Below are 14,587 nucleotides of genomic sequence, written 5' to 3'. Positions count from 1 at the left end.
CCCTTACCCCCGGCGCATCTGGCGCGGGGTACTGCCGAACTCCTGCCGGAAGGCACGTGTCATGGCGCTGGGATCTTCATAGCCGCAGCGCAGGGAAATCTCGGCCACGCTGAGCGTGGTTTCCAGCACCAGTTTGCGCGCCTGTATCAGCCGCAGCCTGCGATAGACCGCTTGCGGCGGCGCGCCCAGTTCCGCCTTCATCCGCGCCTCCAGATCCTTTTGACTGCGGCCCACCCGGCGGGCGACCTCTCCAATGGGCAACGGCATCTCCAGATTCGCCTGCATCAAGTCGATGGCCCGCACCAACGACCGGCTGCGGGCCAGTGGGATGACCTGACCGCCAGTGGCCTCCGGGCTCATGAACAGCGCCGCAAGCTCCAGCCGCAGCGCTTGGCCGTGGCGTTCCGCGATCAGATCCAGCATCAGCTCGAAGGCAGCCAGCGCGCCGGAACAGGTGACCCGATCCCCGTCCCGCACATAACGCAGCCGCTGCGCATCGACCGAGGGGAAGGCCTCGGTGAAACCCTGCAACTCTTCCCAGTGGATGGTGGCCCGGTGCCCGTCCAGAAGACCTGCAGAGGCCAGCAGCCAGGCCCCGGCATCAAACCCCGCCATCACCGTGTAGCGCCGCGCCGCCGCCCGCAGCCCGCGCAACGCCTTATCGGTGGCCAATGGCCGGTAATGATAGCTGGGCATGGCGATCAGCATGTCGCCGCCGTATTCAGCGAGCCGCCCGTGCGCGTTGACCTCCATCCCCGCCGACGACACCGCCGTGCCGCCCTCCAGCGTAAGAAAGCGCCAGTCGTAGATCTGCCGCCCGGCCAGCGTATTGGCCGCGCGCATGGGCTCGACTGTATTGGCCAAACAGTGACCCGAGAAATCATCAAACAGCAGCACATCCACCTGCTGCGGTGCGGCGCGATCTTTCACCCAACTTTGCATGATTTTCTCCATTTGCGCATGAAACCTACCTATACTCCGCGTAGTCTCCCGGACAAGCGAACAAGAAGGATTCCGCAGATGCAGTTTGGGATGACCGAAGAACAGTCGATGATCGTCGACACCACCCGCGCCTTTGTCGAAAAAGAGCTGTACCCGCATGAGCTTGAGGTGGAGCGCAGCGGTCATCTGCCGATGGAGCTGATCAAGGAGCTGCAGGCCAAGGCGATGGAAGCGGGTCTTTATGCCGCCAACATGCCGGAAGAGGTGGGTGGCGCCGGGCTCGATACGCTCAGCTGGCTGATGTACGAAAAGGAACTGGGTCGCGCCAACTACGCGCTGCACTGGACCTGCGTTGCGCGCCCGTCGAACATCCTGCTGGCCGGCACGGATGAGCAGAAGGAAAAGTACCTCTACCCCTGCATGAAGGGCGAAAAATGGGATTGTCTGGCAATGACAGAGCCGGGCGCCGGGTCCGATCTGCGCGGCATGACCGCCACGGCGCGGGCGGATGGGGATGATTACATCCTCAACGGCACCAAGCATTTCATCAGCCACGCCGATATTGCCGATTTCGCCATCGTCTTCATGGCCACGGGCGAAGAGGATACTCCGCGCGGTCCGAAGAAGAAGATCACAGCGTTTTTCGTCGACAAGGGCACGCCGGGCTTCAGCGTGCGCGACGGCTACCGCAATGTCAGTCACCGCGGCTATACCAACGCGGTGCTGGAATTCGACGATTGCCGCCTGCCGAAATCCGCCATTCTGGGTGAGGTGGACAAGGGGTTCGAGGTCGCCAACACTTGGCTAGGCGCAACGCGACTGCAGGTTGCGGCCACCTGTCTGGGCCGCGCTGAACGCGCCTTGCAGCATGCGGTGGAATACTCCGCCGAGCGCAAGCAATTCGGCCAGCAGATCGGGAAATTCCAGGGCGTGTCCTTCAAACTGGCGGATATGGCGACCGAGCTGAAGGCAGCAAACCTTCTGACCTGGGAAGCAGGCTGGAAATTCGATCAGGGCAGCGTCACCGAAAGCGACATGTCCATGGCGAAACTGAAGGCGACTGAAATGCTGGCCATGGTCGCGGATGAGGCGATCCAGATTCACGGCGGCATGGGCCTGATGGACGAGCTGCCGCTTGAGCGTATCTGGCGCGATGCCCGGGTTGAACGGATCTGGGAAGGCACCAGCGAAATCCAGCGCCACATCATCAGCCGGGAGTTGCTGCGTCCTCTGGGCGGGTAACCCCCGGTGGTGAAGACCATATTTCCCGGCTACCGGCCGTTTTTCACTCATTGGATGAGCGCCGGATTTGGGTCAGATTTCGCGACCTGTTTACGGTACGCCTCTGTCGCAGACCTGATACCGTCGGCTCCCTGTGCAAACAAAGTGCAGCGATCTCCCGGGAAAAAAGGCAGTTCAAAAACGACAACCCCCCGGACCCAAAAGGAACCGGGGGGCGTTCTGAAATCGCGGTCTAAAGCATCCCTACTCAATCCGCACAACCATAAAGGGATCATTTCATTAATGAAACGTTATCAGCGCGGCTATAATTCCGCCCTTGGCCCAAAATTTTTCAGTTTGCATGGAGTTTCAGCATGACTCCGCGCCTGTCACGACTGTTGCGGCCCGAAACAATCGCCGTCATTGGCGGCGGCGACTGGTGTCGGCTGGTGGTTGAGCAATGCCGGTCGATGGGATTCGCTGGCCAGATCTGGCCGGTTCACCCCAAGGCCGAAGAGATCGCAGGTCTGCCCGCCTATGCCTCCGTTGCGGATCTGCCCGCTGCACCGGATGCCAGTTTCATCGGGGTGAACCGCTTTGCCACTGTCGATATCGTCGCCGACCTTGCCGCCCGGAATGCCGGCGGCGCGGTCTGTTTCGCCTCCGGTTTCCTCGAGGCCCAAGCCGAGGATGCCGAAGGCGCTGACCTGCAGGCCCGATTGCTGGAGGCCGCGGCCGAGATGCCGATTCTCGGACCGAACTGCTATGGCTTCATCAACTATCTGGACGGCGCGCTTTTGTGGCCGGATCAGCATGGCGGGCAACCCACCGACAGCGGTGTGGCCATCGTCACCCAAAGTTCCAACATCGCCATCAACCTCACCATGCAGCAACGCGGTCTGCCCCTTGCCTATGTGGTGACAGCGGGCAATCAGGCGCAATCCGGCATCGCCGACATTGGCGCCGCCCTGCTGGAAGACGACCGGGTGACGGCCCTTGGTCTGCATATCGAAGGCTTTGGCGATCTGCGGGCCTTCGAGGCCCTCGCCCAACGTGCCCGGGAGCTGGGCAAACCCATTGTTGCCCTCAAGGTTGGAAAATCAGCCGAGGCACAGGCAGCGACCGTTTCCCATACCGCATCGGTCGCCGGGGGAGATGCCGGGGCGGCAGCGCTGCTCGCCCGCCTTGGCATTGCGCGGCTCGATGATCTCTCTTCTTTCCTTGAGACGCTGAAACTGCTGCACGTCACCGGGCCTCTCGCCTCAAACCGGATCGCCTCGATCAGCTGTTCTGGCGGCGAGGCCAGTCTGGCGGCGGATACGGCCCATGACCTTGATGTGGTCTTTCCGCCGCTGAACGAGCGCCAGACGACCAACCTGCGCGCGGCGCTGGGACCGATGGTGGCACTGGCCAACCCGCTGGATTACCACACCTATATCTGGCGCGACGTCGATGCGATGACCCGCGCCTTTTCCGCGATGATGGACCCGTCGCTGGCGATGACCCTGCTGATCGTCGATTTCCCGCGCCCCGATCGCTGCTCGGCTGCGGACTGGGACTGCGCGATTGAGGCCGCGATTGGCGCCCGCCAGCAGACCGGCGCCAATGTGGGGATGGTAGCCTCCCTGCCCGAATTGCTGCCCGAAGAAGTCGCGGCGCAGCTGATGGCGGCAGGCGTGGTGCCCTTCTGCGGATTGCGCGAAGCGATCATCGCCTGCGAAGCGGCCGCAGGATCCCCCCTGCCCGCTGCCGAACCGCTGTTGCTGCCCACGCCGACGGTAGATCCCGATCTGATCCCCGAGGCCGAAGCCAAGCGGCGCCTTGCGGATTACGGACTGCGCATCCCGAAATCCCATCGCGCAAAAACACCGGGCGCGGCGCGCGCCAGCGCAGCTGACATCGGCTATCCGGTCGCGCTGAAAGGTGAAGGCGTCGCCCACAAGACCGAGGCGGGCGCCGTGGTTCTGAACCTGATGTCCGGCGGCGCCGTAAGCGCGGCCGCAGAGCAGATGCCTGCCTCCTCCTTCCTGGTCGAAGAGATGATCACGGATGCGGTGGCCGAACTGCTGATCGGCGTAGTGAAGGATCCAGCACATGGCTTTGTCCTGACCCTCGCCGCCGGTGGCACCCTGACCGAATTGATGCAGGACAGCGTCTCACTTCTGCTGCCCGCCAGCGACACAGCAATCGAGGCTGCACTCGGCTCCCTGCGGATCGCCCGGGTGCTCGACGGCTACCGGGGCAGACCCGCCGCAGACCACGCGGCCATCCTGCGCGCCATTCGCGCGGTCGGCTCTTATGTGCTGGACCACGCCGAGGGACTGGAAGAGATTGAGATCAACCCGCTGATTTGTACCGCCGATGATGCCATCGCGGCGGATGCGCTGATGCGCAGAAAGGACTGGATGAGATGACCGACACAGAAACTGCACAAAGCCCCGTCAAAACCCGCCGCGAAGGCGCCATCCTTGAGGTGACGCTGGACCGACCAAAGGCCAACGCCATCGACCTTAAGACCAGCGTTGTCATGGGCGAGGTGTTCCGCGAATTCCGCGATGATCCCGAATTGCGCGTCGCCATCGTGACAGGTGGCGGTGACAAGTTCTTCTGCCCCGGCTGGGACCTGAAGGCTGCCGCGGATGGTGATGCCGTCGATGGCAATTACGGCGTTGGCGGCTTCGGTGGCCTGCAGGAAATGCGCGAGATGAACAAACCGGTGATCGCAGCGGTAAACGGCATCGCCTGTGGCGGTGGGCTGGAACTGGCGCTGTCAGCGGACATGATCATCGCCGCCGATCACGCCACCTTTGCCCTGCCGGAAATCCGTTCGGGCACGGTGGCCGATGCGGCCTCGATCAAACTGCCCAAACGCATCCCCTATCACATCGCCATGGAGCTTTTGCTCACCGGACGCTGGTTCGACGCGGAAGAGGCGAACCGCTGGGGGCTGGTGAATGAAATCGTCGCCGCCGATCAGCTGATGGACCGTGCCTGGGAACTGGCTCGGCTGCTCGCCTCGGGGCCGCCGCTGGTCTATGCGGCGATCAAGGAAATCGTGCGCGATGCCGAAGATTCCAAGTTCCAGGATGCGATGAACCGGATCACCCAGCGGCAATTACGCTCGGTCGATGTGCTCTATGACAGCGAAGACCAGATGGAAGGCGCCCGCGCCTTTGCCGAGAAACGCGATCCGGTCTGGAAGGGCCGCTAGAGCTTTTCAGGCTGAGCCTGAAACGATAGATCGCCTGAGACACGTCGCTAAGCGTCTGCCCGAGCGGGCGGACGCGTGCCTGCCGCTGGCGCGACAGGCGTGAAAAGCTTCAACTCCCTTTGATGCGCTGCACCGCCCAGCGCGCGGCATCGGCGACCACGGGATCCGCATCCTCGGTCAGCCGCGCCGCCACCCGGCCAAGGGCGGGATCGCCCGAATTGCCGATGGCATATAGAACATTGCGCACAAACCGATCCCGCCCGATCCGCTTGATCGGCGAGCCCGAGAACATCGCCCGGAACGCCGTATCGTCCAGCGCCGCCAAATCGGCCAGACGCGGCGCGTTGAGCCCTTCGCGGGCGGCATAACGCATGTCGCTGGCTGCAACCGCGAATTTGTTCCACGGGCAGGCGGCCAGACAATCGTCACAGCCATAGATCCGGTTGCCCATCTTGCCGCGCAGCTCTTCGTCAATCGGGCCTTTGTACTCGATCGTCAGATAGGAAATGCAGCGCCGCGCATCCAATTGGTAGGGCGCGGGAAAGGCATCGGTCGGACAGGCCGCAAGGCAGGACCGGCAGGAGCCGCAATGATCCCGCTCTGGCGTATCGACCGGCAGCTCCAGCGTGGTGAAAACAGAGCCTATGAAGGCCCAGTTGCCCCAATCCCGGCTGACCAGATTGGTATGTTTGCCCTGCCAGCCCAGCCCGGCCGCCTGCGCCAGTGGCTTTTCCGGAACTGGCGCAGTATCGACAAAAACCTTCACCTCGGCAGGATCGCCCGCCTTCTCCGCCTCGGCAATCAGCCAGCGGGCCAGACGTTTCAGGCGTTTCTTGACCAGATCATGGTAATCCTTGCCGCGTGCATAGACCGAGACCGCGCCCCGGTCCTTCTGACCGACAACCGCCATCGGGTCTTCGTCGGGGGTATAGCTTTCGGCGAGCATGATCACCGATTTCGCCTCGGGCCACAGCTGCGCCGGATCACCGCGCCAATGGCTACGCTCCGCCATCCAGCCCATCTGCCCGTGATACCCTGCCTCAAGAAAGGCCTGCAGCCGCGCAGGCACCTCGGGTACATCCCCCGGGCGGCAGATCCGGCAAGCGACGAACCCCTCGTCCAGCGCCTGGCGGGTCAGCTTTTCCTTCAGGGCAGCACTCATGCCAACACCGGCAGGCGCAGATCAGAAATCGAGGTCAGCATAATGCGGTGGCGGCCGGAAGCCGGGGATCTGATCAGCCAGGATCGACCGGAACGCCGGGCGCGACTTGATCTTGGCATACCAATCCTTCACGGCAGCGGACCGGTTCCAGTCCACATCGGAGATATAATCGAGCGATGACAGATGCGCGGCGGCGGCAAAATCCGCCAGCGTCATGCTGTCCCCCGCCAGCCAGCGCCGGTGGTCCAGAAGCCAGGCCATGTAATCCAGGTGATATTTGATCGCCCGCGCACCGGCCTTGACGTTGCGGCTGTCGGGATAGCCTTCGCCGGTGACCTTCTTGTTGACCCGCTCATACAGCAGTTTCGAGGTCACCTCGTGGTGGAACTTGTCATCGAACCAGCTGACCAGACGGCGCACCTCATAACGGCCATCGGGATCAGAGGGCATCAGCGACGGTTCCGGGCGGCTTTCTTCCAGATACTCGCAGATCGCCGCGCTTTCCGACATCATCTTGCCATCAAGACGTACCACCGGAACCTTGGCCGCCGGGTTGCGCCGCAGGAAATCGGGATCTTTCTCCCAATAGCGTTCTTCGACCAGTTCGACCTCGATCTTCTTTTCCGCCAGCGACAAGCGGACCTTGCGACAAAACGGTGAGAGCGGGACATGATACAGGCGTGCCATTGGCGGGTGGAGTCTCCTGAAGCGTGCGGGATAGAACCAGCAATGCCCGCTTGCGGCAAAAGTTTCAATCCTCGAAACAGGCTGATCGTCCATCTGCGCGGATGGTGGCCGCCCCATCCCGGATCTGCGCCGCCCGTTGCCGGACGAATTTTGACGGCCGCGACGCCGATCTGCCCTTGGGATCCGGCAGCACCGCCGCGATCAGCGCCGCCTGACGCGCGGACAAAGCATCCGGGCCGACGCCGAAATACTGCCGCGCCGCCGCCTCGACGCCAAAGACGCCTTCGTCCATCTCCGCGACGTTCAGATAGACCTCCAGAATGCGCCGCTTGCTCCAGATCGCCTCGACCAGCGGAGTCATCAGTGTTTCCAGCGCCTTGCGGATCCAGCTGCGTCCCTGCCAGAGGAATACGTTCTTCACCACCTGCTGGGAAATCGTCGACCCGCCACGCTGACCGCCCTCAGCCAGTGCCGCACGGATCGCGGTGACATCAATACCCCAATGCTGGCAATACCGCGCATCTTCCGCCGCCACCACGGAGCGCGCCATGACCGGCGCGATATGGTCAAACGGGACCCATTCCCGATCCACCTCACCCAGCCTGCGCTGTTCGCTCCAGATCGTATGGGTGATCGGCGGGTTCACCACCGAATAGAGCGCCACCAACGCCACAGCCAGCAGGGCAGCCGCAAAAAAGGCTCTAAGAACCCATTTGCGCACCCACCTCAAGGGCCAGGTCATCCGGCGCAGCAGAGACGCACTGCGCGGGCCCGGCTTTTTCTTCGCTGCCTTCGCCATACCCCCTCTATACGGCAGAGCCACCCGTGGCTGCCACCGTGAAATCCGCCTGCTGCTCCGGAGCCCTCATCGCATGCCCAAAACGGGCACGGGACAAAGGGACGGCTCAGGCAGAATTGCGGAGGCTCCGCGCCGCAGGCGGGGCACCGCCATTGTGCTTGAACCGGTCCTGTCCCGGGATAGGCAGGGGTCAGGCGATGTAGGCGCCGGGGCTTGCTGCTCGGGTGACTCGGAGAAACACTCCCCCAAAAAGAAAAAGCCCCGCAGGCGGGTCGCCTGCGGGACAATTTGATAGCACTGTTTTCGTTCGGCTTATTCGGCGGGAACGGCAGCCTGCTCTTCCGAGATAGGATGCGCCAGCTTGTTCAGCATTTCCTTGGGGCAAACCTGCAGGAAATTACCCTTCTCGATGTCCCAGTGTTGCAGGATCTCCGCGGCCTTGCGGCTTCCGGTTTCCTCAAGATGACGCTCGATCAGGCCTTTCAGCTGCGCTTCCCAATGCGCCACGGTGACCGGGCAGGTAACCAGCGATTCCATGTTCATCATGGTCTCGGCCTTACCCTCGGGGTCATAGAGGTATGCCATACCCCCGGTCATGCCCGCACCAAAGTTGGCGCCGATGGAGCCTAGGATGACCGCAACACCGCCGGTCATATATTCACAACCGTTGGAGCCGCAGCCCTCGATCACCACCTTGGCGCCCGAGTTGCGGACCCCGAAACGCTCGCCCGCGCGGCCCGCTGCGAACAGGTAACCGTCCGTAGCGCCATAAAGCACCGTGTTGCCAACGATGGTGTTGTCGCTTGCCACCAGCGGCGAGGCCATCGGAGGACGCACGACGATCATGCCACCCGACAGGCCCTTGCCGACATAGTCGTTGGCATCACCGGACACTTCCAGTTTCAGACCCGGCGCCGCAAAGGCCCCCAGGGACTGACCGGCCGAACCTTGCAGCTTCACCGTCAGGTGGTTGGGCTGGAAGGAATTGCGCATTCCGAAGTTGCGCACGATATGGCTCGACGTGCGGGTGCCCACGGTGCGGTGGGTGTTCTGCACCGCATAGGACAGCTGCATCTTTTCGCCATCCTGCAGGAACCGCGCCGCATCGCGCACGATTTCCGCGTCCAGCGTATCCGGCACCGCGTTGCGGTCCTTGTCGCGGTTGTAGACGATGCTGGCAGAGCCATCGACTGTGATCAGCAGCGGGTTGAGGTCGAGATCATCGAGATGCGCCGACCCGCGGGAGACCTGCGCCAGCAGATCCGCACGGCCAACCACTTCATCCAGACTGCGCGCACCGATGGAAGCGAGGATTTCCCGCACTTCCTGCGCGTAGAAGGTGATCAGGTTCACCACCTTGTCGGCGTTGCCGGTGAACTTGTCACGCAGGCTTTCGTCCTGGGTACAGACGCCCACCGGGCAGGTGTTCGACTGGCACTGACGCACCATGATGCAGCCCATCGCGATCAGCGCGGCGGTACCGATGCCGTATTCCTCGGCGCCCATCATCGCGGCCATGACGATGTCGCGTCCCGTGCGCAGACCACCATCGGTGCGCAGAGTCACGCGGCCCCGCAGGTTGTTCATCGCCAGAACCTGATGCGCTTCGGTCAGACCCATTTCCCAGGGCAGACCCGCGAATTTGATCGAGGTCGCGGGCGAAGCACCGGTGCCGCCATTGGCGCCCGAGATCAGGATGATGTCGGCCTTCGCCTTGGCAACGCCAGCAGCAATGGTGCCAACACCAGAGGAAGCCACCAGTTTCACCGTCACCTTGCAGCGCGGGTTGATCTGTTTCAGGTCATAGATCAGCTGCGCCAGATCCTCGATCGAGTAGATATCGTGGTGCGGCGGCGGCGAAATCAGGGTCACGCCCTTGGTCGAATGGCGCAGGCGGGCAATCAGGTCGGTGACCTTCATCCCCGGCAACTGACCACCTTCACCCGGCTTGGCACCTTGAGCGACCTTGATCTCCAGCTCTTCACACTGGTTCAGGTATTCGGCGGTGACACCGAAACGGCCCGAAGCCACCTGTTTGATCTTGGCCGACGGGTTGTCGCCATTGGGCTCCGGCACGAAGTGTGCCGGATCCTCGCCACCCTCACCGGAATCCGATTTGGCGCCGATGCGGTTCATCGCGACGTTCAGCGTCTTATGCGCCTCGGGCGACAGCGCCCCCAGCGACATGCCCGGCGTCACAAAGCGTTTACGGATCGCGGTAATGCTTTCCACTTCCTCCAGCGGCACCGGCTTGCCCAGCGGCTTGATGTCCAGAAGGTCGCGCAGATGGATCGGCGGATTGCTTTGCATCTTGGCCGAATACTGCTTCCACATCTCGTAGGACGCCTTGTTACAGGCCATCTGCAGCATGTGCATCGAGCTGGCTTCCCAGGCGTGGGTCTCACCCGATTTACGCGCCTTGTAAAAGCCGCCAATCGGCAGAACGTTCTGCTGTTCTGCCCATGCGGTGCCGTGGATTTCCTCGGCCTTGACCTGGATACCCGACACACCGATGCCGGAAATCCGGCTGGTCATACCCGGGAAGTATTCGGCGCACATGGCGCGGGACAGGCCGACGGCCTCGAAGTTGAGACCGCCACGGTAAGAGGAGATCACCGAGATGCCCATCTTGGCCATGATCTTCAAGAGGCCCTGATCGATGGCTTCGCGGTAGCGGCTGACGTTCTCGGTCAGGCTGCCGTCCAAGAGGCCGCGTTCGATACGGTCTGCCAGCGAATCCTCGGCCAGATAGGCGTTCACCACGGTGGCGCCACAACCGATCAGCACCGCAAAGTAATGCGGGTCGATACACTCGGCCGAACGCACGTTCAGCGAACAGAAGGTCCGCAGACCCTTGCGGGTCAGATGCGAATGCACGGCGGAGGTCGCCAGGATCATCGGCATTGCAACCTTGTCCGCATTCGAATGCTGATCGGTCAGAACGATATGGCCAGAGCCGGAGCGCACTGCCTCTTCAGCCTCGGCGCGAATGCGCTGGAGCGCCGCATTCAGCGAGCCTTTGCCTGCCACGAAGGTACAGTCGATCTCGACCAGCGGCGCGTTGAGGCTCTCCATCAGCTTGTCCCACTGGGCGTTGCCGACAAAGGGGCTTTCCAGAACGAAGATCTCGGTCTGGCTGCTGTCCTCGTCCAGAACGTTCTTGAGGTTCCCGAACCGCGTTTTCAGCGACATCACCCGGTATTCACGCAGGGAGTCGATCGGCGGGTTGGTCACCTGGCTGAAGTTCTGACGGAAGAAATGCGACAGCGGGCGGTATTTCTTGGAGAGAACCGCCGACGGGGTGTCGTCGCCCATCGAGGCCAGCGTTTCCTTGCCGTCCTCGGCCATCGGCGCAAGGATCTGTTCCAGTTCTTCGATGGTGTAACCGGCCGCAATCTGGCGGCGGCGCAGTTCTTCGCCCTGGAACAGCGGCTTTTCCGTCACCGTGGCAAGGGATTCGTCCAGATCGTTGATCTTTTCAACCCACTCGCCGAACGGCAGCGCGGCGGCCAGCTTGTCCTTGATCTCGGTGTCGTGGAACAGCTTGCCCTTTTTCATGTCCACGGCCAGCATCTGACCGGGGCCAAGCGCGCCCTTTTCCACCACGTTGGCTTCGTCGATCGGAACCATGCCCGCTTCGGACCCCGCGATCACCAGACCATCGCCAGTGACGACATAGCGCATCGGGCGCAGGCCGTTACGGTCCAGACCGGCGCAGACCCAGCGACCGTCTGTCATTGCCAGCGCGGCCGGGCCATCCCAGGGCTCCATCACGGAGTTGCAGTAGGAATACATGTCGCGCCAGGCTTCGGGCAGTTCGACCGCCTGTTTCGACCAGCTTTCGGGTACCAGCATGGTTTTCGCCATGGGGGCGGAGCGACCCGCGCGCACCAGAACCTCAAACACCGAATCCAGCGCCGCCGAGTCGGAAGACCCGCCCGCGATGATCGGTTTGATGTCCTCAGCATAATCGCCAAAGGTGGAGGAAGCCATGCGGATCTCGTGGCTCTTCATCCAGTTGACGTTGCCCTTCAGTGTGTTGATCTCACCATTGTGGGCCAGCATGCGGAACGGCTGTGCCAGCCACCACTGCGGGAAGGTATTGGTGGAATAGCGCTGGTGATAGATTGCAAAGGCAGATTCAAAGCGTTCGTCCATCAGGTCGGGATAGAAAACCGCAACCTGTTCGGCGAGCATCATGCCCTTGTAGATGATCGACCGGCAGGACAGCGACGCGATATAAAGACCACCGATCCCGGCAGCAGCGGCTGCTTTCTCAATCCGGCGGCGGATCACGTAGAGTTCCCGCTCAAAGGTGTCTTCGTCCACGCCCTTGGAGTTGGAGATCAGGATCTGCTCGATCTCGGGGCGGGTGGCGTTAGCCTTTTCACCCAGGCAGGTCACATCGACGGGCACGTGGCGCCAGCCATAGATGTAATAGCCCATGCGCAGAACTTCGGTTTCCACGATGGTCCGGCAGGTTTCCTGTGCGCCGAAATCGGTACGCGGCAGGAAGACCTGACCAACCGCGATCAGCTGATCGGTGTGCGGCTCGTGGCCGGTGCGCTTGATCTGGTCATAGAAGAAGGGAACCGGGATCTGCACGTGGATGCCCGCACCATCGCCGGTCTTGCCATCGGCATCGACCGCACCGCGGTGCCAGATCGCCTTCAGCGCGTTGATACCGGCTTCGACCACCTTGCGGCTGGCGCTGCCATCCTGCGAGACGACCAGACCCACACCGCAGGAAGAATGCTCTTCTTCCTCGGAATAGAGACCGTTTTCTGCCATCCACTTGCGCTTGGCTTCTTCGGCGCGGACCCATTCTGCATCATATTTCGTCATGTCATTTTCCTTTGCCTGGCGGGGGCGCCTCGCCTGTTTCAGGGGCGCGCATCCACGTGGGACCGAAGTCTTTGGTTATTCAGCTGCGACGGCTGCCTTTGCGTTGAACCGCTCCAGGATCGCCTCGGCACAGTCACGTCCATCCTTGATGGCCCAGACCACGAGGCTCGCCCCGCGCACGATATCGCCCACGGCATAGACGCCGGGCAGATCGGTTGCGCCGGATTTGAACTCGGCCTTGACGGTGCCCCAGCGGGTGACCGGCAATTCGGGCTGGCCCCAGAGGGTGGGCAGATCTTCGGGTTCAAAGCCCAGCGCCTTGATCACCAGATCGGCCTCTTCGACATAGTCGGCACCTTCGATCACCTCGGGAGCCTGACGGCCGGTGGCATCGGGGGCACCCAGGCGCATTTTCTGCACCATCACGCCAGTCACCTTGCCATCCGTATCGGCAAATCCCTTGGGCGCCGACAGCCATTCGAAGACGACGCCTTCTTCCTCGGCGTTCTGCACTTCGCGCTGCGAACCGGGCATGTTGGCACGGTCGCGGCGGTAGAGACATTTCACCGATGTCGCGCCTTCGCGGATCGAGGTCCGCACGCAGTCCATCGCGGTATCACCGCCGCCGATCACGACGACCTTCTTGCCTTCGGCATTCAGCTCACCGCTGTCGAATTCGGCAACCGTGTCGCCAAAGCTGCGCTTGTTGGAGACGGTCAGGAAGTCGATCGCCTTGACGATGCCCGCCGCGCCGCTGCCCGGCATGGCCAGATCGCGGGATTTATAGACGCCGGTGGCAATGATCACCGCGTCATGCTTGGCCCGGAGATCAGCAAAGGAGATGTCCTCGCCAACGTTGCAGTTCATCACGAATGTAACGCCGCTGTCTTCGAGCAGTTTGTTGCGGCGCATTACCACGTCTTTTTCCAGCTTGAAGCCGGGAATGCCGTAGGTCAGCAGCCCGCCGGCCCGGTCATAGCGGTCATAGATGGTGACCTGCACACCCGCGCGGCGCAGCATGTCCGCAGCTGCCAGACCGCCGGGGCCGGCACCGATGATGCCAACGCTTTCGCTACGCTCATGAAGCGGTGCAAAGGGTTTGACCCAGCCGTTTTCCCAGGCGGTGTCGGTGATGTATTTCTCCACCGCGCCGATGGTGACCGTGCCATGGCCGGATTGCTCGATGACACAGTTGCCTTCGCACAGGCGGTCCTGCGGGCAGATGCGGCCGCAGATTTCCGGGAATGTATTGGTCGCCTGGCTGGTGGCATAGGCTTCTTCCAAGCGGCCGGTCGCGGTCAGGCGCAGCCAGTCGGGGATGTTGTTGTGCAGCGGACAATGGGACTGGCAATAGGGCACGCCACACTGGCTGCAGCGGCTGGCCTGCTCTTCTGCCTTCGCCTGGGCGAACTCCGCATAGATTTCGTCGAAATCTTCCTTGCGCGCTTCCGCGGTCCGCTTCTCGGGCATGTCGCGTTCGATCTGCACGAATTTGAGCATTGGTTGCTTGGCCACGGGGGGACTCCATTTTTAGCTTGCTCCGGTCGTCATAGATCGAAGCGCGGCGGATTAAAAGTCAACTGTACTGACCTATTTTGTCAGTTCTCGCTTTCTGATACCCGCTGGAGCAAAAAAGTACAGTGATTTTAGATCCGAATCGGACCTAAGTGCTGCGCTTCCCATCCGGGCGCAAATTTAATAAAGAAAATTGACCGCTTAG

At 62.2% G+C, this 14,587-nt stretch carries 9 protein-coding genes; 3 read left to right on the top strand and 6 right to left on the bottom strand.

Annotation, left to right across the window (positions count from 1 at the left end; all coding sequences use genetic code 11):
- Nucleotides 1-3: 3 nt before the first annotated feature.
- Nucleotides 4-942 carry a GlxA family transcriptional regulator gene (locus AC5SSZ_RS21915; RefSeq protein ID WP_495440058.1) on the bottom strand — a complete coding sequence of 313 codons (939 nt, stop codon included), beginning with the start codon at nucleotides 940-942 and terminating at the stop codon, nucleotides 4-6.
- Nucleotides 943-1,020: 78 nt separating this feature from the next.
- Here AC5SSZ_RS21915 and AC5SSZ_RS21910 point away from each other — a divergent pair, with 78 nt between their 5' ends.
- From AC5SSZ_RS21910 to AC5SSZ_RS21900, 3 genes are all read left to right on the top strand, one after another.
- Nucleotides 1,021-2,184: an acyl-CoA dehydrogenase family protein gene (locus tag AC5SSZ_RS21910; RefSeq protein WP_065271978.1), complete on the top strand. Its 1,164-nt coding sequence runs from the start codon at nucleotides 1,021-1,023 to the stop codon at nucleotides 2,182-2,184.
- A 353-nt stretch (nucleotides 2,185-2,537) separates the two neighbouring features.
- On the top strand, nucleotides 2,538-4,577 hold the full coding sequence (locus AC5SSZ_RS21905; RefSeq protein WP_495440054.1) for an acetate--CoA ligase family protein: 2,040 nt from the start codon (nucleotides 2,538-2,540) through the stop codon (nucleotides 4,575-4,577).
- Nucleotides 4,574-5,374, top strand: a complete 801-nt coding sequence (locus tag AC5SSZ_RS21900) for a carnitinyl-CoA dehydratase (RefSeq protein ID WP_495440053.1) — start codon at nucleotides 4,574-4,576, stop codon at nucleotides 5,372-5,374. The genes AC5SSZ_RS21905 and AC5SSZ_RS21900 overlap by 4 nt, the downstream gene beginning before the upstream one ends.
- A gap of 109 nt (nucleotides 5,375-5,483) precedes the next feature.
- Here AC5SSZ_RS21900 and queG read toward each other — a convergent pair whose 3' ends face one another.
- From queG to AC5SSZ_RS21875, 5 genes are all read right to left on the bottom strand, one after another.
- Nucleotides 5,484-6,536, bottom strand: coding sequence for a tRNA epoxyqueuosine(34) reductase QueG (gene queG / locus AC5SSZ_RS21895; protein ID WP_495440051.1), 1,053 nt, complete (start codon nucleotides 6,534-6,536; stop codon nucleotides 5,484-5,486).
- Nucleotides 6,537-6,557: 21 nt separating this feature from the next.
- Complete coding sequence (gene fzlA, locus AC5SSZ_RS21890; RefSeq protein ID WP_065271982.1) at nucleotides 6,558-7,223, bottom strand: FtsZ-binding protein FzlA; 666 nt, start codon at nucleotides 7,221-7,223, stop codon at nucleotides 6,558-6,560.
- Nucleotides 7,224-7,287: 64 nt separating this feature from the next.
- Nucleotides 7,288-8,022, bottom strand: a complete 735-nt coding sequence (gene mtgA, locus AC5SSZ_RS21885; RefSeq protein ID WP_065271983.1) for a monofunctional biosynthetic peptidoglycan transglycosylase — start codon at nucleotides 8,020-8,022, stop codon at nucleotides 7,288-7,290.
- 312 nt (nucleotides 8,023-8,334) lie between these two features.
- Nucleotides 8,335-12,867: a glutamate synthase large subunit gene (gene gltB, locus AC5SSZ_RS21880; protein ID WP_274829980.1), complete on the bottom strand. Its 4,533-nt coding sequence runs from the start codon at nucleotides 12,865-12,867 to the stop codon at nucleotides 8,335-8,337.
- A gap of 75 nt (nucleotides 12,868-12,942) precedes the next feature.
- On the bottom strand, nucleotides 12,943-14,382 hold the full coding sequence (locus AC5SSZ_RS21875) for an NAD(P)-dependent oxidoreductase (RefSeq protein ID WP_274829981.1): 1,440 nt from the start codon (nucleotides 14,380-14,382) through the stop codon (nucleotides 12,943-12,945).
- Between the last annotated feature and the right edge of the window lie 205 nt (nucleotides 14,383-14,587).

The organism is Phaeobacter sp. CC-HEC084 (assembly GCF_059429255.1).
Note: the sequence above shows the minus strand (reverse complement) of the source record. Positions and strands in the feature narration are given on the sequence as shown.

Bases quoted from the DNA above. Each gene is read 5' to 3' on its own strand.
- mtgA (WP_065271983.1), bottom strand. From the start codon at position 8,022: ATGGCGAAGGCAGCGAAGAAAAAGCCGGGCCCGCGCAGTGCGTCTCTG.
- fzlA (WP_065271982.1), bottom strand. From the start codon at position 7,223: ATGGCACGCCTGTATCATGTCCCGCTCTCACCGTTTTGTCGCAAGGTC.
- AC5SSZ_RS21910 (WP_065271978.1), top strand. From the start codon at position 1,021: ATGCAGTTTGGGATGACCGAAGAACAGTCGATGATCGTCGACACCACC.
- queG (WP_495440051.1), bottom strand. From the start codon at position 6,536: ATGAGTGCTGCCCTGAAGGAAAAGCTGACCCGCCAGGCGCTGGACGAG.
- AC5SSZ_RS21900 (WP_495440053.1), top strand. From the start codon at position 4,574: ATGACCGACACAGAAACTGCACAAAGCCCCGTCAAAACCCGCCGCGAA.
- gltB (WP_274829980.1), bottom strand. From the start codon at position 12,867: ATGACGAAATATGATGCAGAATGGGTCCGCGCCGAAGAAGCCAAGCGC.
- AC5SSZ_RS21915 (WP_495440058.1), bottom strand. From the start codon at position 942: ATGCAAAGTTGGGTGAAAGATCGCGCCGCACCGCAGCAGGTGGATGTG.
- AC5SSZ_RS21905 (WP_495440054.1), top strand. From the start codon at position 2,538: ATGACTCCGCGCCTGTCACGACTGTTGCGGCCCGAAACAATCGCCGTC.